Source organism: Nocardiopsis nanhaiensis (assembly GCF_054778635.1).
Map to the genome: position 1 here is coordinate 24,034 of NZ_BAAGZJ010000060.1, position 21,769 is coordinate 45,802.

Below are 21,769 nucleotides of genomic sequence, written 5' to 3' on the forward strand. Positions count from 1 at the left end.
GCCTCGGGGTCCCGGCGGCGCGGGGTGCCGGAGAGAGTTCTCCCGGCTGAGAGCACACCCGTCGAACCTGCCCTAGTTCGCACTAGCGAAGGAACGCCAGATCATGAGCGCTTTCAATGCCGTGTCCATCGCCGGAAGCGACCCCAGCGGGGGTGCCGGCATCCAGGCGGACCTGAAGTCCTTCTCCGCCCACGGGGTCTTCGGGATGAGCGTGGTGACGGCCTTGACCGCCCAGTCCACGCGCGGGGTCACCGGGGTGCACGGTGTCCCCGCGTCCTTCGTCACCGACCAGATGGACACCCTGTTCACCGACGCGACCGTGCACGCGGTCAAGGTGGGCATGCTGGGTACCTCGGAAGTCACCGAGGCGGTCGCGGCCGCGGTGGACCGCTACCGGCTGCCCAACGTGGTCGTGGACCCGGTGATGGTGGCCAAGAGCGGTGACCGGCTACTGGAGAGTTCCGCGACCGAAGCGCTGCGCACCGAGCTGCTGCCGCGCGCCGACCTGATCACCCCGAACCTGCCCGAGGCCGCCGATCTGCTTGGCGAAGCCGAGGCCTCCAGCCTGAAGCAGATGCGCGACCAGGCCGAGCGCCTGCTCGAACTGGGCCCGCGCCGAGTCCTGCTCAAGGGCGGTCACCTGCCGGGCGCGGAGAGCGTGGACCTGCTGGTCGACGGGGTGTCTGAGCCGGTGGAGTTCCGCGCCGCCCGTGTGGACACCCGCAACACCCACGGCACCGGCTGCACCCTGTCCTCCTCGATCGCCGCCCTGATCCCGCAGTCCCCGGACACACGGGCAGCGGTCGCCGACGCCAAGGCCTACCTGACCGAGGCCCTGCGCCGGGCCGAGGAAGTCGACGCCGGCGGCGGCCAGGGCCCCGTGCACCATTTCCACCTCTGGTGGTAGCCGGCACAGCCACCTCTGGTGGTAGCCGGCACCTGAGCATAGGAAGGGGGCCGACCACGGTCGGCCCCCTCGTCATGCGTCCCTCGGTCCGGGTTACCCGCGGACGTCCTCCATGACGGCATCGGGGTTCCGCCAGTCCGGGTGGTCGAAGAACTTCCTGGTCTCCGACACGATCAACGGGGACAGGAGGAGCAGCCCGATGAGGTTCGGCAGCGCCATGAGGGCGTTGGCGATGTCGCTGAACAACCACACGTCGTCGAGGGCGGCGACGGAGCCGACGAAGATGACCGCGATGAACACCAGGCGGTAGGGGAACACCATGACGCGACCGCCCAGGAACTCCACGCACCGTTCTCCGTAGTAGGCCCATCCGAGCAGGGTGGTGAACGCGAAGACCGTGACCGCGGCAGCGACGACGTAGACACCGCCCACCGCGAGCGCCGGACTGATCGTGCCGAGCCCCTCCGACAGCGCCTGGCTGGTCAGCAGCGACCCGTCCTCCGGGTCCTCGACGTCCCAGACTCCGGTGGTGATGATGACCAGGCAGGTCATGGTGACCACGATGATGGTGTCGATGAAGGTCTGGGTCATCGAGACCATGGCCTGACGGACCGGCTGCTTGGTCTTTGCGGCAGCGGCGGCGATACCCCCGGTGCCCAGGCCGGACTCGTTGGAGAAGATACCGCGGGCGAAGCCCTGCTGGATGGCGAGCAGGAAGCCCGCTCCGGCGACGCCGCCCGCCGGCGCGGTGAGGTCGAAGGCGCTGGTCACGACGAGCTGGAGGGCGGGCAGGAGCGAGGCCCAGTTGGCGGCCAGCACGATGAGGCAGATGCCGACGTAGGCGATGATCATGATCGGGACGAGCGCCGAGGCGACTCGGCCGATGCTCTTGATGCCGCCGAGGATGACAGCGCCGGCGAGCGCCATCAGGATCAGACCGACCATCCACGGCTCGATCTCGACGAGGCTCGTGACCTGTTGGGTGACGGTGTTGGCCTGGGTTCCGTTGCCGATACCGAAGGCGGCGATGGCGCCGAACACCGCGAAGGCGATACCGAGTGTGGTGCCGAAGCCACCGGGCAGACCGTTCTTGAGGTAGTACATCGGTCCGCCGCTCTGCTCGCCCTTGGCGTCAGTCCGACGGAACTTCACCCCCAGGAGGGCTTCACCGTACTTGGTTGCCATGCCGAGGAATCCGACGACCCACATCCAGAAGAGCGCACCCGGTCCGCCGACCCCGATGGCGAGGGCGGCACCGGCGATGTTGCCGACACCGACTGTGGCCGCCAGAGCGGTGCTCAGCGCTTGGTAGTGCGAGATGTCGCCCTGGACCGACGGGTCCTCCTTCCTGCGGATCAGTGCCAACCAGAGCGCGTGCGGCAGCCTGAGCAGCTGGAGCAGACGCAGACGAATGGTGAGGTAGAGACCGACAATGAACAACAACGGAATGAGGACGTAGGGCCCCCACAGGATGTCGCTGACGATCGCCGCCATCTCAAGGAGTTGGTCCACGGGGGATCTCCCTTTCGGTGAGTGTGTGGGGTCGGGGGAGCCGGAGGACAAACGGGGGAACCAGCACCCTCGGAATCGTGTTGGCACTGGTGAGCGCCGCGCGATATCGGCAAAGAATGGCACCAGCGCGTAACGAACGAATCACGTGGAATCCACATGCGTGTTGCGGCGTGCTGGCGGCCTGCCCGGCCTGGCCGGGGCTGGCTCAGTCCCCCTCTTCCTCGACCTGTGCCAACGAGAGCCGGCTGAGCACCGCAGCCGCTGTTTCCGGGTCCGCGCCCTGCCCCACAGCCACCCCGAGCAGGTAGGTCGTGAGCGGCGCGGCCGGGCGCGCCACAGAGTGAGCGGCATCACGGGCCAAGTCGAGTATGCGGTCGACGTCCCCCTTCTGGAGGGGGTCGGTTTCAGCGAGGTCGAGCTCGGTTCGCACCAGTTCTGCCCATTCCACGAGCGTCACCGCATGACTCCTTATCGTAATCATAGAACTATTTTTGGCGATGGTAGCCACCAGTGGGTCACACGGTGGTCAGTTGACCGTACAGACACCGTCACCATCTACTCGACACTCCCACGTTCCGACTTCGGCCGCGGTTCCCGTGCGCCCCGGGCCGTGTTCACCCGGCACGCCTAGCGTCGTAGACGGCAAGACCACGGCGTTGGGAGCTCCCCGTATGTCCCCCGCACCCCCGTCCCGCGACCGGCGACCACCCCTGCGCGTGGCGATCGTGACCGAGTCCTTCCTTCCACAGGTCAACGGGGTCACCAACTCCGTGTGCCGGGTCGCCGAGCACCTCGCGGCCGAAGGCCACGAAGCCGTGCTGCTGGCCCCCGGCCGCGGTCCCACCTCGTACGCGGGCTTCCCCGTCCTGCGGATGCCCGCCCTCCCCCTGCCCGTCTACCGGGACTTCCCGGTCGGCCTGCCCTACCGCCGGGCGATGACGGCGGCCCTGCGCGCCTTCGCGCCCGACGTCCTCCACCTGGCCTCCCCGGCACTGTTCGGCGCGGCGGCTGTGGACGTCGCCCGCAGGTGGGCCCTGCCGACCCTGGCGGTGTTCCAGACCGACCTCCCCGGATTCGCCGAGCGCTACCGCATGCCCGGATCCGAGGCCCTCTGGACGCTGCTGCGCCGGACCCACGCCGCGGTGGACCGCACCCTGGCGCCCTCCTCCGCCACCTTGGCCGCCCTGTCGGACCGGGGCTTCCCCCGGATCGACCTCTGGCGGCGCGGGGTGGACACGGCACGCTTCTCCCCCGAGCACCGCTCCGAGGAGCTGCGCCGTCGGCTGGCCCCTAACGGGGAGGCGCTGGTGGGATACGTGGGCCGGTTGTCCCGGGAGAAGCGGGTGGATCTGCTGGCGCACCTGGCCAGGATCCCGGGTCTGCGGCTGGTGGTGGTCGGGGACGGACCCGAACGCGCCCGGCTGAGGCGGCTCCTGCCGGGCGCCGTCTTCACCGGACAGCGCACCGGCGCGGACCTGTCGCGGCTGTACGCGGCCCTGGACGTGTTCGTGCACACGGGGGCGGACGAGACCTTCTGCCAGACGGTCCAGGAGGCTCTGGCCTCAGGGGTTCCGGTGGTGGCGCCCGCCGCGGGCGGGCCCGTGGACCTGGTGGCTCCGGAGCGCAACGGGCTCCTGTACGCGCCGGACTCGGTCCGGGAGCTGCGAGTGGCCGTGGGGCGGTTGGCGCACAACCGCGGGGTGCGGGCACGGATGGCGGCCGGGGCCCGGCCTTCGGTGGCGCACCGGACGTGGGAGTCGGTCAACGCGGAGCTGGTGGAGCACTACCGGGCGGTCATCACGCCCAGCCGTGAGCTGGCCTCGAACGCGCGCTCCGGGGCGGGCACGCGCGCTGGAGCGAACTCTGGGGCGGGCACGGACTCCGGAGCGGACACGGGCGCTGGGGCCGACGCGATCCCTGGAGCGGGTACGGCACACGCATAACGGGACCCTCCCTGGGAGAGATAGGGAGGGTCCCGTTGACTGTGCCCGCCTCGCCCCCTTTGCGCGGCGGGCACGGTTGTGGGGCCGGTCCGGCCACCGGTGTCAGTGCACCGGCTGCACGACCGCCTTGGGGCCGGAGACGACCTTGCTGGGCGCCTCGGACAACAGGGCTCCGAGTACCTCGGTGAGCCGGTCCAGGTGGGCGCGGATCCAAGGAAGGGCCAGGGGGTCCCGGGCGGACAGCGCCGCGTAGCGGCGGTCCTCGCCCTCCCCGTAGAGGAGGCTGGTGGCCACGCGCATGCGCAGGGCGTGGGAGCTCTCACCGAACTCGACCGCGGGCAGGACGCCCATACCGAAGCGCTCCAGGAGGAGGCCGGTCAACTCGGGTCCGGTGGTCACTCCGTGCCGCGCGGCCAACCGCTCCCGCACCGGCTCGAAGTCCGGGTAGAGGTAGAAGGCCGCACGCGGGTCGGCGACCGTGGCTCCGGCCCGGGTGAAGACGTCGGCTACGGCGCGGGCCACGGTGCCGTGCAGGCGACGGCTGCGGTCGATGTGGTCGACCAGCTCGAGCGGCTCGGCGAAGGCGTGTGCCGCGGCCTCCTGGACGGGGGCCGCCGGGCTGGACCAGATCTCGCTGGCCACGCCGAGCAGACCGCCGCGCAGACGGTGGCCGATCTCGGAGTCCGGGAGGCGCAGGACCCCGAGCCGCCAGCCGCCCAGGGCCAGGTTCTTGCTCAGGCCGGTGGAGATGACGGTGCGCTCGGGTGCGTACTCGGCGGGGCTGTGGACGACGGCGCGGTCCTGCCCCGCGGCGTCGACGTGGACGAGGTCGCGGTAGATCTCGTCGGAGATGATGGTCAGGTCGAGTTCGCGGGCGACCTCGGCCAGGCGGCGGACTGTCTCGGCGTCCGCGACGGTGCCGGTCGGGTTGTCCGGGACGGTGACGACCACGGCGTTGACGGTGCGGCCCTGCTCGCGGGCATCGCTGACTGCGGCGTGCAGCAGGTCCGGCTGGGGCACGCCGCCCTGACCGGTGGCGGTGGGCACCATGATGGGCCGCTGGCCCACCAGGCGGCTCTGTGCGGCGTAGCTGACCCAGCTGGGTGCCGCGATGGCGGTGTCGCCGCCGATCTCGAGGAGAAGGCTGTAAAGGAGGGGCTTGCTGCCGGGACCCGCGATGACCATGTCGGGGTCGGTGGGTAGACCGCGGCGTCCCCAGTAGCCGGCGACCTCCTCGCGGAGGGACTTCGAACCGGCGACCGGGCCGTAGGCGTTGGCGCCGTTGCCGGCGGATAGCTGGTCCCGCATGACCGGGTGCACCGGCAGACCTGCCTCACCGAAGCCGAGCGGCAGCACGCGCACCCCCTGGCGGCGCTTGTCGTTGAGGGCTTCGTTGACGGCGAGAGTGGCGGACACAGTGACGGCCATGGATGACTCATCTCCGGCTTGTCGTACGGCGCTTGGACGCCTTCTGATCTGGTCCTCTGTCCAGATGGCGGCCTTTCATCTACAACCCTGCCCGCGATGCGTCATCAGCACAAGCGAGTCTTTTCGATGGTGAGCATAAGATGTCCTTATGCTCGACTTGCACCGCCTCCAACTCCTCCGTGAGTTCAGCACCCGCGGCACCATCGCCGCCACCGCGAACGCCCTGGGTTACACGCCTTCCGCGGTGTCCCAGCAACTCGCCAGACTCGAACAGGAGACGGGGGTCGCGCTCCTCGACCGGTCCCCGAGAGGCGCCGAACTGACCGACGCCGGCCAACTCCTGGTAAATCAGGCAGAGGAGATCCTGGCCCTGGTCGAGGCGACGGAGTCGGTGCTCGCGGAGCAGTCCGACATCGCGCTCGGCGTGGTGACCGTCACAGCCTTCCCGACTGCCGCCGTGGCGTTCGCGCCGCTGCTGGCCCCTCCCCTGCGGCGCCACGAGGGCATGCAACTGGTGCTGCGACAGACGTTGCTGGCGACCGGAACGCAGAAAGTGCGTTCACGCGAGGTCGACATCGCGCTGGTCGACGACTGGAGCGGCCAGCACCCGGGCCGGGGGCCGGAGAGCACCCTTCGCCACGTGCACCTTCTGCGGGACCCGATGGTCCTGGCGGTTCCCGAGGACCACCGGTTGGCAGACCCGGAGGCGCCGCTGGCCCTGGACCAGCTCCTGGGCGAGTCCTGGATCGTGGCACCGGAGGGCGAGCGTTCGCGCTACGGCATCGAGAGACTCTTCGCGGAGGTGGGCGGGCTACCCGCGGCAGCGTGGGAGTTCGAGGGGCTGGGGACGATCCTGAGCCTGGTGTCCAGGGGGATCGGGATCGCGGCGGTTCCCGCGCTGGCCATGGTGGGCGCCCCCGCGGGCCTGGTGTACCGGCAGCTGCCGGCCTCGCCGGAACGGCACGTCTACGCGGTCCTGCGCCCAGCCACCCTGCGGCGCCCCGCAGTCCAGGTGACCCTGGCGGCGTTGCGCGACGCCGCCCGCAGTGTGGAGGAGGAGCTGAGATCCGTCACCTCCCGCATCCAGGGACCCAGATAGCAGCCCAAAGCCCTCGGAGAGGCCGTCCAGGCCCCATGGAGGGCGCGGCCCCGGCCCGGAACAAGAACGTGGCCCACCCCTACGGGGCGGACCACGTTCCTCCGGGGCCGGCGCTTGAGAGCAGCTCCGGTCATATGTCGTTCCGTCGTCGGCGTACTCGGTCGATCTTGCGGCGGAGCTTGCGACAGACGTGGCGGGCCCGATCCCGGTCGTCACGGGCGTTCCACCAGCGTGAGTAGGCTTCCAGTCTTCTTCTGCGCAGGGACTCGAGCTCGGCTTCCATCCGGTTCACCCGGTGCTCCAAGTCGATGCGTTCGCGTTCGAACGACGACATGTCACGCTCATGGAACCCCGCCTCACGTTCGGCGCTGACCAACCGATCCGTGAGGCCCTCAGAGGCGTTTCCGCCCCGGGTGATCCGGCCGAGGCCGGCTTGTCCGCTGATCCCTTCGAACCACACAACCCCTGGTATTTCCCGAAGACGCCCAAGATCACTGATCGCCACGCAAAGAATACGGAAAGTGGCTAAAACGGACTTTTTAGGCATCCGCGACTGCAACCCGGCCCCGTTTCGGCCCCGCCCGCCCACGCGGGGCCTCCCCCTCTCCATGGAGTCCCAAGCACCCCACGGATCTCTACCGGGTATCGGGCATTCCTGAACCGGAGGCCCGAAGAGACCGATAGACGACCGGTCTGTCCCTCTTCGTCCGGGCGTGACAGTATGTCCAACATTGGTCTAGACCGGATAGGAGCAGTGACCCGTGCCTGATACCTCCCAGCCCTCGTTGGTCCCCCGCCCCCAAGAGGTGGAAGCCGACGGATCGGACGGCCTCACCCTCACCCCCGCCACCCGTGTCTCCTCCGACCGCGCCGCTCAGGGCACACGCGTCTGGCTTCAGCGCGAACTCGGCACGGCCACCGGTTTCCCGCTCGCCACCGGCGACGAGGAGAACGCCCAGATCCGGCTGAGCGTCGACCCCAGTGCCGGCCTGGGACGCGAGGGCTACCGCCTGATCGTCGACGGCGAGGGCGCCATCATCGTCGGCAACGACCCGGCCGGCGTGTTCTACGGCGCCCAGACCCTGCGCCAGCTGCTACCCCCCGACGCCTACCGCGACGCACCCCTCGGCGGCGCCGCGTGGCGGCTTCCCACCGTCCGCGTCACCGACGCCCCGCGGTTCCGCTGGCGCGGGGCCATGCTCGACATCGCCCGGCACTTCCAGCCCAAGCGCGAGATCCTGCGGTTCATCGACCTGCTGGCGCTGCACAAGCTCAACGTGCTGCACCTGCACCTGACCGACGACCAGGGCTGGCGGGTCGAGATCCGGCGCTACCCCAAACTCACCGAGGACGCCTCCTGGCGCACCGAGAGCCAGCTCGGCGTCACCAAGCCGCCGGTGTTCGACAACCGCCCGCACGGCGGGTTCCTCACGCAGGACGACATCCGCGAGATCGTCGCCTACGCCGACGCGCGCCACGTCGCCGTCGTCCCCGAGATCGACGTGCCCGGCCACTCCCAGGCGGCCATCCATGCCTACCCCGAACTCGGCGAGTGCGGCCGGATCCCGGTCGGCACCCAGTGGGGCATCTTCGACGAGGTCCTCTCGGTCACCGACAACGTCCTCGAGTTCTACAAGAACGTCTTCGACGAGCTCATGGAGCTGTTCCCCAGCACCTACATCCACGTCGGCGGCGACGAGTGCCCCAAGACCCAGTGGAAGAAAAGTGCCTCAGCCCAGCAGCGCATCAAGGACGAGGGGCTGGCCGACGAGGACGAGCTCCAGAGCTGGTTCATCCGCCAACTGGACGACCACCTCACCAAGCGCGGCCGCCGCCTCGTGGGCTGGGATGAAATCCTGGAGGGGGGTCTGGCCGCTGGGGCCACCGTCATGTCCTGGCGCGGCGAGGATGGCGGTATCGCCGCCGCGCGGGCCGGCCACGACGTGGTCATGAGCCCCACCGCCACCTCGTACCTGGACTACAAGCAGTCCGAGAGCCCGGACGAACCCGTCCCGGTGGGCTCCCTGCTCCGCGTGGAGGACGTCTACGAGGGCGAGCCGGTCCCCGCCGGCCTCACCGAGGAGGAGCGGCAACACGTCCTGGGCGCCCAGGTCAACCTGTGGAGCGAGCATATCGACACCCAGCGGAAGCTGGACTACATGGCCTTCCCCCGGCTGACCGCCTTCGCCGAGAAGGCGTGGACGGCGGGGGACCGCGACTTCGGGGAGTTCGAACCCCGCCTGCGCACGCACCTGGACCGCCTCGACGCCGCGGGAGTGGAGTACCGCCCCCTGGACGGCCCCCGCCCCTGGCACACCCGCCCCGGTGTAGGGGGTTGGGGGTACTGAGACCGCTAGAAGTAGGTCGCGATCGCCTCGACCACGCGGTCCCCGTCGTCCACGACCGGGATCACCTGCCAGCGGTCGAAGGCCGTGCACGGGTGCGAGATCCCGAAGGAGAGCAGGTCGCCGGGGCGTACACCCAGCCCCTCTGGGACACGCAGGTAGGCGTGGTGGTCGTTGAGGTTGGTGACCTCGACCCCCGTCGCCGGGACCGTGTCCCCGTCGCCCCGGCGCACCGTCCGGGGGATCGGGAACCCCTGGTCGTAGTTGGCCTCGCGGCGGCCCATCCCGGCGATCGCCAGCCCCTCCTCCGGGGTGGAGGTCACCTGCGCCCACAGCTCCAGTGCGCCGACCAGCCCGTCCTGGTTCCCGGGCACACCGCTGCCCTGCCGCTCCCCGCCCGCCGCCGACCGGTCGGCCGGCATCCGGTTGAACGGCGTCGTCCGCTTGTACAGGCCGTCGTCGTGGGCGACGTAGGCCCCGCTGCGCAGGATCGGCAGTACGTCCTCACGGCCGCCCAGCACTTCCGCGACGAGGTCGAACCAGGCGCTGCCGCCCACGGACAGCACGGGGCGCGCCAAGCCCGGCTCAGCGGTGAATTCGGCCTTGAGCGCGGCGGCGTCGCCGAGGAGGTCGTCCAGGAAGCCCCGGACCCCTTCCCCGTCGCTCAGCGAGCCTTCGTACCCGGCGACACCCGCCAGTTCCAGGCCGGGCGCCCGCACGATTTCGCGCGCCACCGCGAGGAGCCGCTCCCGCGTCCGGCAGCCGGTACGACCACCGGGGGTGCCGCGTTCCACCATCACCCGCAGCGGGCGCCCCGGACCGCTCTCCCCCGCTTCGGCCGCCCTCACGGACTGGGCTTGGGCTTCCTGTGCGGCCCCGGCGGCGACGGCCACGCCCTCCGGGGAGTCCACGTAGAACAGGAACTCGAATTCGGGGTCGGCGTTCTGCTCGGCCGCCACCCAGCGCAGGACCTTCGGGTCGAGGAGCTCGTTGGCGAGCAGGATCCGACCCACCCCGAACCGGCGGAAGTCCAGAACCTGGTTGGCGGTGGCCGCCGTGATCCCCCAGGCGCCCGCGTCGAGCTGGCGCTGTGTGAGCACCGGCGACATGGCGGTCTTGCCGTGCGGTGCGAACAGCAGCCGGTGCCGTTCGGTGAAGTCGGCCAGGGCGGCGATGTTGCGGTCCAGGGCGGAGGCCCGCAGGACCATCAGGGGCCAGGTGAACGGGCCGGTGAACAGGTGGTCCTTGCGGGCGGCGAACTCGTCGAGGGTGACGGGCTCCCCCGGCCACCACAGGCCCTTCGTGCGCCAGTCGACGTATTCCCGGGGAATGGGCAGCCGGTCACTCACGTGTGTCTCCGCTTCCTGGCCGGACCCGGTCGCGGGTGGGCCCCGTGTGGGTGGCCCGTCCGCCAGCGGGCGGGGTTCGGGTCGATTCGGGACTGATCATCCCATTGGGCCTTCGCGAATTCACCCCACCGGGGACCGGTCTGCTTAATTCTGGGCCGCTTACTCCTGAGTGGACTGGTCCCGGGCGAGCGCCGGATCCGCGTCGCCGAGGAACTCCTCGATGGCCTCCTGGCCGACGTCGGGGAAGTCGGTGATGAAGCCGTCCACCCCCGTGTCGAGGACGTCCTGCATCACCGCGGGGTCGTTGATCGTGTACGGCATGATCTCCAGCCCCGCGTCGTGGACCTCGCTGACGTAGTCGGCGTCGATGGTGGTGTGGTTCGGGTTGATCATGTGTACCCAGTCGAAATCGGCGATCTGCTCCTCGGGGACACGGCCGAGCAGTGCGTGCGGCACTGAGGGCAGCAGACCCTTGGAGACCTCCGTGGATTCCCAGTCGAAGCTCTGGACGACGAGTCTGCGGGGTTCGTCCGGCGGGTTGGGAACCAGCCAGTGCGGGCGGCGGGCGACCTCGACGGCGATCTGGTGTTCGATGCCCGGGTAGAGTTCCGGCTCCTTGACCTCGAGGAGCAGGTTCTGGTCGTGTGCCTCGAGGCGGTCCAGGGCCTCCCCGAGGAGCGGGACGGGCTCATCGGCGTACTCGTCACCGAAGAAGGAACCGGCGTCGAGCTGGCGGATCTCCGCCAGGGTGAAGTCGCCGACGTCGTAGGACTCCCGGTCGGGGAAGACCTCGGCGGCGTCGGTGGTGCGGTCGAGGGTGGTGTCGTGCATCAGGACGAGCTCTTCGTCCTCGGTGAGCTGGACATCAACTTCCACGGTCTCCGCGCCGAGCCGGTGGGCCTCATCGATGGCGGCGAGGGTGTTCTCCGGGGCGTAGCCGGAGGCCCCTCGGTGGGCGACGGCGATCAGGGGTCGCTCGGATGGTTGCTGCTGCGACGACTGCTGGGACAACGGCTGCTGGGCCGGGGCTGCTACCTGCCCGGGCGCCGCTGCCGACGAGCCCGGCGACGCGAGCGCGGGGCTCGGGACGACGGTGAACGAGAGTGTTGCGGCTCCGACGACGAATCCGATGCGGTAATGCACAGTGCCTCCCGAGTACGCGTGGCCTGGTCGACTGCCACCTCAGGGTGAGTTCGGCTGGTGATGGACCCGTGACCCTTCGTAGGGAATCCACTCGCTCGCGGCCCGCGGAGTCGTGAGTCAACCTAGCTAAATCTCACCCTATGTAAGTATTTGATTACTTCATGTCCGATATTTGACCGCTGATCCCCTCGATAATTACTGAGTGCCCTGGAATCATCACTATGAGTAGTCGATGGGAAGGAACTCTCATGCGCAAGCACCACACGAGGTGGGTCGCGCTCTTCGGCGCGGCCGCGATCTCCACGTCGGGACTGACCGGTCTCGCCGGGCCCGCGGCCGCGGACGACAAGGACACAGAGGCTTTCGACTGGCCGGTGGTCAGGCAGGGCGTGAGCACCTACAGCCTCGACGGCTACGAGCTGACCTACCTGCCGCCCGGCCTGGAGAACTACGGAGTCAACGCCTCGTCCACGACAGATCGTCAGGGCAACAGCCAGTCCCAGATTTCGTGGGTGCAGGGTCCCGACCAGCTCTACGGGCGCATCGCGGTGCTGCGCTCGGACAGCCTCCAAGACCTCGACGATCTGCGCGCGGGGCGCTACAGCCACCTGGCGGACGGATCGCTGGAGGAGCTCGAAGACAACGAGGCCTTCGAGGACGGGGCCTACCTGTCCGCGGAGACCGGCGATCTCTTCTGGCTGGAGAGACCGGGCGTAGCGGTAGCCACCCACCTCCAACCGGATCGTTGGGAGGACAGTGAGCTGCTGAAGATGGCCGAGTCCGTCTCCGCGGAGGTCTCGGCTGACGAGGACCCTGAAGCCGAGGAAGCCGAAGCCGAGGAGACAGACGGGGCCGGGGAGGCCGAGGGCACCGACGAGGCCGAAGCGGACTCCGAAGGCGCGGAGGCTGACGGCCCGGAGGGTGAGGAGGAAGCCGAGGGCGACGAGGCTGAGGGCTCCGAAGTAACCGAAGGCTCCGAAGACGCTGAGGAGACGGACGACCCGGCTACCGAAGAGGACGGCGCCGACGCGGTCGAGGACGGTACCGAGGACGAAGGCGTTGATGAGGGGGCTGACGAGGGCAGCGTGGAGGACCCCGCCGACCTGGTCGAGGAAACGCCCGTGGACGAGGCTCCCGTCGATGAGGAGGCCACCGACGAGGCTCCGGACGAGGACGTGGTGGACGAGGACGTCGTCGACAGCGAGGGCGTCGACGAAGAGGCCCCCGGTGACGGCGCTCCGGCCGAGGACGCTCCGGAGGAGGAGACACCGACCGACGAGGCTCCCGTGGAGGACGCCCCCGAGGAGGAGACACCGGCTGAGGACGCTCCCGAGGAGGTCGAGCCGCCGGTCGAGGCCGACCTGCCCGACGGTCTCTCCTCCCGCGAGGTCAAGACCTGCCTGACCGAGCACTTCGTCGACTTCGGTTCCGGGCAGACCGACCTGAACCACGAGCAGATGACGCCGACCAGCGCGAAGTTCGTCGAGAGGGCACTGGACCGGGACGGCCTGGGCGACAGCGACCGCGACCGCCTGCTGGCCACCGTTTGGTACTACGGCAACGAGAACGACAAGGTCGCCGCCACCAACGACTGCGCCCGGAGTCTCGGGCTGGAGCGCAGCGAGGTCGAGGACGTGCTCGCCGAGGTCGCCCACCTGATCGGTGAGCTGGTCCAGGAAGCCAACGAGACCGTCGCCAACTCGATGGACGAGGCCCAGCAGGCGATCGGCGCGGCCGACGTGCCCGAGGACGCCACAGTCGAGATCGAGGACCCGGTGGACGCCGAAGAATGGGAAGAGCTGTGGGAGTCCCTGCCGTGGAGCCTCCCGGCCGAGACCCAGTAGACGATCTTCCGGTTGCTCCTTGCGGTTGGTTGCCGGGGCCAGGCCCTGAAGCGCGCTCCCCGCACGGAAATTCGGCCGGGACCGGGGCCAAGACCCGTGTTGGGGCCGGAGGTGCCGGAGCCGGGGCTGGTGAAACTGGGTCCGGTGCCGGAACTGGGGCCGGGTCCGGGCAAGCGGGTTCCGGGCAGCACGGGGCGGGCGAGTCCTGAGGGCCCCCGGTACAACCAGTCAACCCGGGGTTGGTGCACACGCACCAGCCCCGGGTTCTCTTCTGTGGACAACTCCGCCGCAGCGCACCGCCTCGGGTGCTCAGGCCCGCCCGGACCCGTACCGCCTCGGGTACCGAACCGGCGGCCAAGGTCCTGAAACCCCTATCGCCTACCTCACCGATCCAACCCATGCTGTACCGTCACCCTCGTCCGGCCGGTGCCCACCGGCAGCGGCCGCCGGCACCTGTCCGCGCCTTGGCACGTCACCCGTGCGGACCCTGGCGTGGCGCCCTCCCATGCCTCGTCAGGACACTCGGTACACGGCCCCCACACCTCGGCGATACACCCCCGGACCGGTGGCGACCCCGCCAGCCCCCACCCGCAGGAGGACCAGAGCCCATGCCCGGTTACCCCGGCTTCCCCGGCTTCACCACACGACCCCAGCTCCGCGGCGACTTCGGAATGGTCGCCTCCACCCACTGGCTGGCCAGCGCGACCGGCATGTCCCTGCTGGAGCGCGGCGGCAACGCCTTCGACGCGGCCGTCGCCGCGGGCTTCACCCTCCAGGTCGTCGAACCCCACCTCAACGGCCCCGGCGGTGAGGTCCCCATCGTCTTCCAGGCCAAGGGGCGGGACGGCGCCCAGGACCCGCGGGTCCTCTGCGGCCAAGGGGTCTCCCCCGCCTCCGCGACCATCGGCGCCTTCGACGGCATGGACCGCATCCCCGGCAGCGGGGTCCTCGCCGCGACCGTGCCCGGCTCCTTCGACGCCTGGATGCTGCTGCTGCGCGACCACGGCACCATGACCGTCCGCGAGGTCCTCGACCACGCCATCGGCCTCGCCGAGCGCGGCTACCCGGTCCTGGACCGGATCGCCGCCGCCATCGACTCCCTCAGCCCGGTCTTCTCCCAGCACTGGACCGGTTCGGCCGCCCTCTACCTCCCGCACGGCACCGCGCCCGCCGCCGGATCGCGGCTGCGCAATCCCGCCCTCGCCGCCACCTACCGCCGCATCGTCTCCGAGGCCGAGGCCGCGGGCAGCGACCGCGAGGCCCAGATCGAGGCGGCCCGCCGATCCTGGTCCCAGGGCTTCGTCGCCGAGGCGGTCGGGGCCTTCCTCGCCTCCCCCGTCCCCAGCGGCCAGGGCGAACCGCAGCAGGCCCTCCTCACCGCCCAGGACATGGCCGACTGGAGCGCCGCCTACGAGACCCCCGCCAGCGTCGCCTACGGCGCCCACACCGTCCACAAGACCGGCCCCTGGGGGCAGGGCCCCGTCATGCTCCAGAAGCTGCGGATGGCCGAGGCGCTCGGCCTCGGCGGCGATCTGCGCTCCGGAGCCGACGACCGGGTGAGCGCGGACTTCGTGCACCGGCTCACCGAAGCCGGCAAACTCGCCTTCGCCGACCGCGAGGCCTGGTACGGCGACCCCGACTTCACCGACGTCCCGCTCAAGGAGCTCCTCAGCTCCGGCTACGCCGCCGACCGTGCCCGCCTGGTCGACGACGCCAGGGCCTCCATGGACCAGCGCCCCGGCTCCCCCAGCGGTCTCGCCCCCTTCACGCCGCCGCTGTACGTGCCCGGCGACGTCCCCGGCGACCGCACCACCGGAGAACCCACCGTCCAGAACCCCTCAGGTGTCTCAGGCGCCTCCGGCGGCAATCCCGCGGACCGGCGCGGCGACACCTGCCACGTGGACGTGGTGGACGCCGAAGGCAACATGGTGTCGGCCACCCCCAGCGGCGGCTGGCTCAGCAGCTCGCCCGTCATACCCGAACTCGGCTTCCCGCTGGGCACCCGCGCCCAGATGTTCTGGCTCGACCCCGCGTCCCCGAACGCCCTCGCCCCGCGCCGGCGCCCCCGGACCACCCTCTCCCCCACCCTCGTGACCCGGGAGGACGGCCAGGCGGTCCTGGCGATCGGCACACCCGGCGGCGACCAGCAGGACCAGTGGACGACGACGGCGCTGCTGCGGATCCTCAACGGGGTAGACGACCTGCAGGCGGCCCTGGACTCCCCGATGTTCCACACCAACGCCTTCCCCAGCTCCTTCCACCCTCGGGAGACCATCCCGGGCGACCTGGTCGTCGAGGCGAGTGTGGGCGAGGAGGTCATCCGGGAGCTGGAGCGGCGCGGCCACCGCGTCCGGATCTCCCCGGAGTGGTCGCTCGGCCGCCTGGCCGCGGTGGCCCGCGATCCGGAGAGCGGCGAGCTGCGTGCCGCCGCGGACGCGCGCGGAGCCCAGGGGTATGCCGCCGGACGCTGACCCGCACGGGGCGAACGCGAACGAGGCGACGCGGACAGGGAGAGAAGCGCACACAGGCCCCGGAGCTTCGGGCACCGAGGCCAGGGCGCATCGGGGTGTCCCGCATGACTTGACCGGGCCTCTTGCCAAATCGTCCGGTCGCTGCTTATGTAGACCTGTGCGAGGGGACACGCCCGCTTGGGGGCGGATACACCCTGTCACAACTCCATACCACTGATACAGGGTCGGCCACCGCTGTCTCCCCCTCCCTCAGCGGCGACCCTGTTCCCCCTCCTAACCGAGGCCTGCCTTCCCCTCCCGGCGGTTTTTCGGACAAGGAGAAAGATGGGCCGTGTCGTCACCTCCCCGGTGACGCCACGGCCCATCCTCATTGCTGTGGGACCAAGCGCTGCCGCTTGCTCAGGCACTGACGCTCGATCAGGTGCTGACGCGCACCGCACCCGCGTAGTTGTCGGTCCGCACCGAGGTGACGCGCACATCCAGTCCGGTCCGCGGCGCCTCCAGCATCTCTCCCCCGCCCAGGTAGATGGCCACGTGCGAGATGTAGTCGGGGGCGGTCGGGTCCGAGCGCCAGAACAGTAGGTCGCCGCGCTGGAGGTCGTCGTATTCGATGCGCTCGCCCGCGTTCCACTGGTCGTGTGTGACGCGCGGGATGGACACCCCGGCCTCGCTGAAGGCCCACTGGAGCAGCCCCGAGCAGTCGAAACCGACGTTGGGGGTGGTACCGCCCCAGACATAGGGCACGCCCAGCTGGGTCTCGGCGTTGGCGATGACCTGCTCGATCACCGTGGAGTCCACGGCGTCGCCGCTGGTCTGCGGTTCGGGGGCGTCGGTGACGAGCTGGAGCGAGGTGTCCTCGCCCAGGATCTCCTCGAGCTCGTCGTGCAGGTCCCACAGGTCGGCGTCGGGCGCGGAGACGACGAGCCCGTTGCCCTCGGGCATGCCGAGGTCGCGGGAGAGGTCGCGGGACACGAGGGCGTCGATCCCGGCGATGCCGGAGGTGGCGTGGGTCCACACCTCCAGGGGCACTTCGCCGTCACCGCCCGCGACGGTGACTTCCTCACCGACGTCCAGTTCGCGTTCGGTGCCCACGTCCTGGGACAGGGCGATCTGGCCCTCGGCCACACCCTGCCAGATGTCGTCGGACTCGGCGGAGGGCTCGGGGGCGTGGTTGCGGAAGCTCGACGGGTTGACGCCGAGCAGGGAGGTGGACTCTCCGTCGACCTCGACCCGGGCAGCGTCCACGGTCAGGACGTTCTCGACCCCGGCGATCTCGCGCACCGCGTCGACGGTCTCGCGCGGCAGTTCCTCGTCCGCCACGGCGAAGTACTCGACCGACCTCGCCTCCTTGAAGGGGGCGACGTAGGTGTCCTCGTTGAGTTGGTCCGCGTCGGCGACGGCGGGGGTGGCGACGTCGTCACCGTCGGCGCCGTTCCCGGCCGCCGCACCGGGTGCGGTGCCGTTCGCCAGGGCCCTGGGCTCGGACCCGCTCGGGGCGGCCCCCTCCGGGGAGTGCTGTTCGGACAGGGGCGGGCGGTCCTCGACGACCGGGTCGGCCAGGGCGGGGGCTGCCCCGAAGGCCGTGAAGGCGACCGCGAAGGCGGCCGTTGTGCCCGCACAAGTGGTGAGACGGTTCCGCACGGGGGACAATCACCCTTTCTGTGACCGCGGCGGTCGGGGTAACCACTGCGGCGCACGGCCTTCGTTAGAACATGTTCCGGTCCAAGAATGGGCGCACCTGGACGACTTTGCAAGAAGCCCGCGCCGTCCGATACCGGACGTCCACCTTTCGGTCACTATCCCGTCTATCGCGGTGTTGTGGCGGCTACGCCCGGTTTCACAGTTCGGCGTAACAGTCGGTGACGGAAACCGAAAGGGGGAAGCGCACCGGGGTGTCACCGAAAAGGATCTCCCGGGCCCGTCTTTCGGCCCGCGCGATCGCGCGCACGGTCTCGTCGGCGAGCTCTTCGGGGACGTGAAGGACCACTTCGTCGTGCACGAAGAAGACGATGCCGCCGCCCTCGGGTACCGCGGGCAGTTCCTGGCGGAGGGCCGCGAGGAGGACGAGCGCCCATTCCGCCGCGGTGCCCTGCACGACGAAGTTGCGGGTGAACCGGCCGTGCGCGCGGCGCCTCCGGTCACCGTCCGGAGTGTCGGCGGTGTCCGCCCAGCTTTCCGGGGCGGGCGAGGTCCGCCCCAGCCAGGAGCGGACGATGCCGCCGCCCTCCCCTGCTCGGGCCGCGGCGTCCACGTGTTCCAGCGCGCGGGGATACAGGCGGCGCATGGTGGCCAGCAGGGGTGCGGCGTCGCCGGAGGTCTGGCCGTACATGGCGGCGAGCAGGCCGATCTTGGCGCGCTCGCGGTCGTCACCCACGTGGACGGCCAGCCGGGCGTACAGGTCCTCTTCCGCGGCGGCCGCGGCGAGGGCGCTGTCGCCCGACACGGCGGCGAGCACGCGGGGTTCGAGCTGGCCAGCGTCGGCGCGCACCAGGGTCCAGCCGGGGTCGGCCCGTACTGCGCTGCGGACCGACTTGGGGATTTGGAGGGCGCCGCCGCCACGGGTCGCCCACCGGCCCGAGACCACGCCGCCCACCACGTAGTCGGGCTGGAACCGGCCCAGCCTCGGCCCCTGGCCGCTCTCCCCGGGCAGTTCCCGCACCCAGGTCTCCAGCCAGGCCCAGCCGTTGGCGGAGTGGAGCCGGGCGAGTTCCTTGTAGCGCAGCAGGAGCGGCACCAGCGGATGGTCGACGGCCTCCAGCACCCAGGAGCGCGTGGACTCCACCGGGTGGCCGACCCACGCCATCGCCTTGAGGACCTGGGCGGGCGAATCCGGGTTGACCTCGTGGCCGACCACCTCTCCGATCCTCGCCGCCAGGTCGGCCAGGACCGGGGGCCGTTCCCCCGCGCGCGGTCGCGCACCGAGGATGTCGGTGAGGACCCGGTCGTGGATGTCCGGTCGCCAGGGCAGCCCATCGTGGCTCATCTCCACCGCGGCCAGGGCCCCGGCCGACTCCACGGCCGCGAGGAGCGCCATCCGGCCCGGTTCGGGCAGCTCGGCGATGCGTTTGCGCTGGTCGGTGTGGACCTCCACCAGGGCGGCGAGCCGGTCCGTTCCGGGCGGCAGGGTGGAGCGGTCGGCCTCGAACAGGGCGGGCTGCGCCGCGGTGCCCTCGCCGAGGGGCCGCACGGGGTCGGCGGGGACCGGCAGGTGGTGGAGCCTGGCCCAGGCGGCGCCGAGGGAGTGGGGTTCGGAGTGCCGGGCCCCGTACCCGAGCAGGAGCGCCTCGGTCAGTGCGGTGTCGTGGCACCGCGCCACCCGGACCCCGGCCCGGACGAGGTCGGGGTAGATGTCCTCGGTGGCCGCCCAGACCCAGCGGACGGGTTCCCCGCGGGAGCGCTCGACCTCGCGTACCGACGCGGCGAGGTCGTCCACGCCGCGGGCAGGGGCGGTGGGGGAATCTCCGTCGAGTTCCCTGAGCCACCCCCCGCCGTCTCCGTCGGCGACCACCGCGATCCGCATGCCACCAGTGTGTCCTGCGGAGGGGACAAACGGGCGTCCCGCCATCCCCTGAACAGCCGTGATCAGGTTCCGGCGTTCCCGGGCCGGACCACGTTGGCCAGCGGCTCCCCGGCGGCCCAGCGGGAGAGCTGGGTGTCCATGAAGGCGCGGGCGCGCGGGTAGAAGGCCGCCGAACCGCCCGCCACGTGCGGGGTGAGGTAGACGCCGGGCGCCTCCCACAGCGGGTGGTCGACGGGCAGCGGTTCGGGGTCGGTGACGTCCAGGGCGGCGCGGACGCGGCCGTTCTGGGCGAGCAGGGCCCGGGTGTCCAGGACCGCGCCGCGGCCGATGTTCACCACGAGGGCGTCGTCACGCAGCAGCGCGAGCTCGTGCGCGCCGAACAGGCCCCGGGTGTCCTCGGTGAGCGGGGTGACCAGGACGACGATGTCCACGTCGGGCAGCAGGACGTGCAGTTCGTTGACGCCGTGTACGTCCTCCTCCGGGCGGGCGCGGCTGGCCACCCGGACCACCTCGGTCTCGAAGGGCAGCAGGCGCCGCTCGATGGCCGCGCCGATGCTCCCGTACCCGATGATCATCACCCGGGAGTCGGCCAGTGAGCGCTGCGGTACCGAACCCCAGCGGTGGTCGCGCTGGTCGATTGCCCACCGGGGCAGGTCGCGCTGCGAGGCGAGCATGAGCGCGAGTGCGTGTTCGGCGGTGCTGGCGTCGTGCAGCCCGCGGCCGTTGCACAGGGTGACGTGGTCCGGGAGGAGTCCGAGGACCTGTTCGTACCCGGCCGAGACCAGCTGGAGCACTTGGAGTGCGGGCATCCGGCCGATGATGTCCAACCGCTCGTCCACGCTCTGGGTGGAGGGCGCGTAGGGCACTTGGTAGAAGGTGACGTCCTCCAGTCCCTCGCTCGGCGCCCGTCCCCCGGCGTAGAGGTCGACGTGGAGTGAATCGGGCGCGTTGTCCCTGTTCTGCTCCCACTGCACCAGTGCTCGGCCGCCCATGTCGTGCGTCCTCCTTCTGCTCTGTCCGTGTCATGCGCCACACTACGGTCTCGGCGCGGCCCGGGTGACCCGCGGGTCGGCCGGGGCGGCGTGCCGGTTCAGGCCGATCGGCACACCCGTGCACACGGGGTGACGTGCGGGTTCAGGCCGTGCCTCTCCGGGGCTCGGCACCCGTACCGGCACCGAACCGGGAGAGCTCGTAGCAGGCGACGGCTGCGGCGGCGGTCACGTTGAGGGAATCGACGTCGCGGTCGGCCATCGGGATGTGCACGCGGGAGGTGGCCCGTTCCAGCCAGCGGGCGGACAGGCCGTCGCCCTCTGTGCCGAGCAGCAGCCCCACCTTGGTGTCGGGGGCGAGGCGGTCCATGGCCTCGCGCAGCGGCAGCGAACCCTCGCCGGGGGTGAGTGCCATGAGGTCGAACCCCGCGTCGCGCAGGCTGTCCAGGCCGCCGTACCAGTCGTCCAGGCGGGTGTAGGGGAGGGTGAAGACCGCGCCCATCGACACCTTCACCGACCTGCGGTAGAGAGGGTCGGCGCAGCGCGGCGCCAGGACGACGGCGTCCACACCCAGCCCGGCGGCGCTGCGGAAGATCGCGCCGACGTTGGTGTGGTCGACCAGGTCCTCCAACACGACGATGCTGCGGGCCTTGGCCAGGACCTCGTCGGGTTCCGGCAGCGGCTTGCGGAGGTAGGCGGCGAGCGCGCCCCGGTGCAGGTCGAACCCGACGAGCTGCTGCGCGGTCTCTTCACTGACCACGTACAGGGGTGCTTCGGTGGCGGCGACCACGTCGTCCAGGGCCTCTGCTCGCCGTTCGGTGAGCAGGAAGCTGCGCGGGACGAACCCGGCGGTGGCGGCCCTGCGGATCACCTTGTCGCCTTCGGCCATGAACAGTCCGTGCTCGGCTTCCAAGTGGCGGCGCAGGTTGACGTCGCGGAGCCGGGTGTAGTCGGCGAGGCGCGGGTCTGCGGGGTCACTGACCCTGATGGCATCCATGCGCCCGATTATCCCGCCTCACCACTAGGTTCAGTGGATGCTGCCCGTCGAGAAGGTGCTGCGCCGTAGGCGTCCGTTGAGGGTGGTGGCGGGCGACGGGCGGGGGTGCTGCGCCGTAGGCGTCCGTTGAGGGTGGTGGCGGGCGACGAACGGGGGTGCTGCGCCGTAGGCGTCCGTTGAGGGTGGTGGCGGGCGACGAACGGGGGTGCTGCGCCGTAGGCG

Annotated in this window: 17 protein-coding genes and 1 riboswitch; of the genes, 6 read left to right on the forward strand and 11 right to left on the reverse strand. The window is 70.7% G+C overall.

Going from position 1 to position 21,769, the window contains the following annotated elements:
- Positions 1-10 precede the first annotated feature (10 nt).
- Positions 11-111: riboswitch (TPP riboswitch) on the forward strand.
- Positions 104-907, forward strand: a complete 804-nt coding sequence (gene thiD, locus ACYVD1_RS24245; RefSeq protein WP_460776792.1) for a bifunctional hydroxymethylpyrimidine kinase/phosphomethylpyrimidine kinase — start codon at positions 104-106, stop codon at positions 905-907. Its footprint overlaps the riboswitch before it by 8 nt.
- A gap of 93 nt (positions 908-1,000) precedes the next feature.
- Here the strand turns inward: thiD and ACYVD1_RS24250 are convergent, their stop codons facing one another.
- Together ACYVD1_RS24250 and ACYVD1_RS24255 are read right to left on the reverse strand one after the other, a co-directional pair.
- A complete protein-coding gene (locus ACYVD1_RS24250) occupies positions 1,001-2,419 on the reverse strand; it encodes an alanine/glycine:cation symporter family protein (protein WP_460776793.1) in 1,419 nt (472 codons plus the stop codon).
- A 205-nt stretch (positions 2,420-2,624) separates the two neighbouring features.
- On the reverse strand, positions 2,625-2,876 hold the full coding sequence (locus ACYVD1_RS24255) for a DUF6457 domain-containing protein (RefSeq protein ID WP_460776794.1): 252 nt from the start codon (positions 2,874-2,876) through the stop codon (positions 2,625-2,627).
- 214 nt (positions 2,877-3,090) lie between these two features.
- On the opposite strand from ACYVD1_RS24255, the gene ACYVD1_RS24260 reads away from it, so the two are divergent.
- Positions 3,091-4,362: a glycosyltransferase family 4 protein gene (locus ACYVD1_RS24260; protein WP_460776795.1), complete on the forward strand. Its 1,272-nt coding sequence runs from the start codon at positions 3,091-3,093 to the stop codon at positions 4,360-4,362.
- 102 nt (positions 4,363-4,464) lie between these two features.
- Here the strand turns inward: ACYVD1_RS24260 and ACYVD1_RS24265 are convergent, their stop codons facing one another.
- Entirely contained in the window at positions 4,465-5,790 is a 1,326-nt protein-coding gene (locus ACYVD1_RS24265; RefSeq protein ID WP_460776796.1) for a pyridoxal phosphate-dependent aminotransferase, read from the reverse strand.
- 148 nt (positions 5,791-5,938) lie between these two features.
- Here ACYVD1_RS24265 and ACYVD1_RS24270 point away from each other — a divergent pair, with 148 nt between their 5' ends.
- Positions 5,939-6,889: a LysR family transcriptional regulator gene (locus tag ACYVD1_RS24270; protein ID WP_460776797.1), complete on the forward strand. Its 951-nt coding sequence runs from the start codon at positions 5,939-5,941 to the stop codon at positions 6,887-6,889.
- Between the two features lie 130 nt (positions 6,890-7,019).
- On the opposite strand, the gene ACYVD1_RS24275 is transcribed toward ACYVD1_RS24270, so the two are convergent.
- Positions 7,020-7,349, reverse strand: coding sequence for a hypothetical protein (locus ACYVD1_RS24275; RefSeq protein ID WP_460776800.1), 330 nt, complete (start codon positions 7,347-7,349; stop codon positions 7,020-7,022).
- A gap of 301 nt (positions 7,350-7,650) precedes the next feature.
- On the opposite strand from ACYVD1_RS24275, the gene ACYVD1_RS24280 reads away from it, so the two are divergent.
- Positions 7,651-9,237, forward strand: a complete 1,587-nt coding sequence (locus tag ACYVD1_RS24280) for a beta-N-acetylhexosaminidase (protein WP_460776801.1) — start codon at positions 7,651-7,653, stop codon at positions 9,235-9,237.
- A gap of 5 nt (positions 9,238-9,242) precedes the next feature.
- Here ACYVD1_RS24280 and ACYVD1_RS24285 read toward each other — a convergent pair whose 3' ends face one another.
- Both ACYVD1_RS24285 and ACYVD1_RS24290 read right to left on the reverse strand, forming a co-directional pair.
- On the reverse strand, positions 9,243-10,583 hold the full coding sequence (locus tag ACYVD1_RS24285) for an alanine racemase (RefSeq protein ID WP_460776803.1): 1,341 nt from the start codon (positions 10,581-10,583) through the stop codon (positions 9,243-9,245).
- Positions 10,584-10,742: 159 nt separating this feature from the next.
- Positions 10,743-11,726: a glycerophosphodiester phosphodiesterase gene (locus ACYVD1_RS24290; protein ID WP_460776804.1), complete on the reverse strand. Its 984-nt coding sequence runs from the start codon at positions 11,724-11,726 to the stop codon at positions 10,743-10,745.
- A 248-nt stretch (positions 11,727-11,974) separates the two neighbouring features.
- On the opposite strand from ACYVD1_RS24290, the gene ACYVD1_RS24295 reads away from it, so the two are divergent.
- Positions 11,975-13,570: a hypothetical protein gene (locus ACYVD1_RS24295; protein WP_460776805.1), complete on the forward strand. Its 1,596-nt coding sequence runs from the start codon at positions 11,975-11,977 to the stop codon at positions 13,568-13,570.
- Positions 13,571-14,178: 608 nt separating this feature from the next.
- Complete coding sequence (locus ACYVD1_RS24300) at positions 14,179-16,041, forward strand: gamma-glutamyltransferase family protein (protein WP_460776806.1); 1,863 nt, start codon at positions 14,179-14,181, stop codon at positions 16,039-16,041.
- A 417-nt stretch (positions 16,042-16,458) separates the two neighbouring features.
- Here ACYVD1_RS24300 and ACYVD1_RS24305 read toward each other — a convergent pair whose 3' ends face one another.
- The 5 genes from ACYVD1_RS24305 to ACYVD1_RS24325 all read right to left on the reverse strand — a co-directional run.
- Positions 16,459-17,682: a C40 family peptidase gene (locus ACYVD1_RS24305; RefSeq protein WP_460776807.1), complete on the reverse strand. Its 1,224-nt coding sequence runs from the start codon at positions 17,680-17,682 to the stop codon at positions 16,459-16,461.
- A gap of 196 nt (positions 17,683-17,878) precedes the next feature.
- A complete protein-coding gene (locus tag ACYVD1_RS24310; RefSeq protein ID WP_460776809.1) occupies positions 17,879-19,561 on the reverse strand; it encodes a bifunctional 3'-5' exonuclease/DNA polymerase in 1,683 nt (560 codons plus the stop codon).
- Between the two features lie 62 nt (positions 19,562-19,623).
- Positions 19,624-20,553, reverse strand: a complete 930-nt coding sequence (locus ACYVD1_RS24315) for a 2-hydroxyacid dehydrogenase (RefSeq protein WP_460776810.1) — start codon at positions 20,551-20,553, stop codon at positions 19,624-19,626.
- Positions 20,554-20,695: 142 nt separating this feature from the next.
- Entirely contained in the window at positions 20,696-21,547 is an 852-nt protein-coding gene (locus tag ACYVD1_RS24320) for a TrmH family RNA methyltransferase (protein ID WP_460776811.1), read from the reverse strand.
- Between the two features lie 30 nt (positions 21,548-21,577).
- Positions 21,578-21,769: hypothetical protein (locus tag ACYVD1_RS24325; RefSeq protein WP_460776812.1), on the reverse strand; the 192-nt coding region annotated here is incomplete at its 5' end.

Excerpts from the sequence above, each read along its gene's own strand:
- ACYVD1_RS24295 (WP_460776805.1), top strand. The coding sequence starts at position 11,975 with ATGCGCAAGCACCACACGAGGTGGGTCGCGCTCTTCGGCGCGGCCGCG.
- ACYVD1_RS24260 (WP_460776795.1), top strand. The coding sequence starts at position 3,091 with ATGTCCCCCGCACCCCCGTCCCGCGACCGGCGACCACCCCTGCGCGTG.
- thiD (WP_460776792.1), top strand. The coding sequence starts at position 104 with ATGAGCGCTTTCAATGCCGTGTCCATCGCCGGAAGCGACCCCAGCGGG.
- ACYVD1_RS24265 (WP_460776796.1), bottom strand. The coding sequence starts at position 5,790 with ATGGCCGTCACTGTGTCCGCCACTCTCGCCGTCAACGAAGCCCTCAAC.
- ACYVD1_RS24270 (WP_460776797.1), top strand. The coding sequence starts at position 5,939 with ATGCTCGACTTGCACCGCCTCCAACTCCTCCGTGAGTTCAGCACCCGC.
- ACYVD1_RS24300 (WP_460776806.1), top strand. The coding sequence starts at position 14,179 with ATGCCCGGTTACCCCGGCTTCCCCGGCTTCACCACACGACCCCAGCTC.
- ACYVD1_RS24320 (WP_460776811.1), bottom strand. The coding sequence starts at position 21,547 with ATGGATGCCATCAGGGTCAGTGACCCCGCAGACCCGCGCCTCGCCGAC.
- ACYVD1_RS24315 (WP_460776810.1), bottom strand. The coding sequence starts at position 20,553 with ATGGGCGGCCGAGCACTGGTGCAGTGGGAGCAGAACAGGGACAACGCG.
- ACYVD1_RS24310 (WP_460776809.1), bottom strand. The coding sequence starts at position 19,561 with ATGCGGATCGCGGTGGTCGCCGACGGAGACGGCGGGGGGTGGCTCAGG.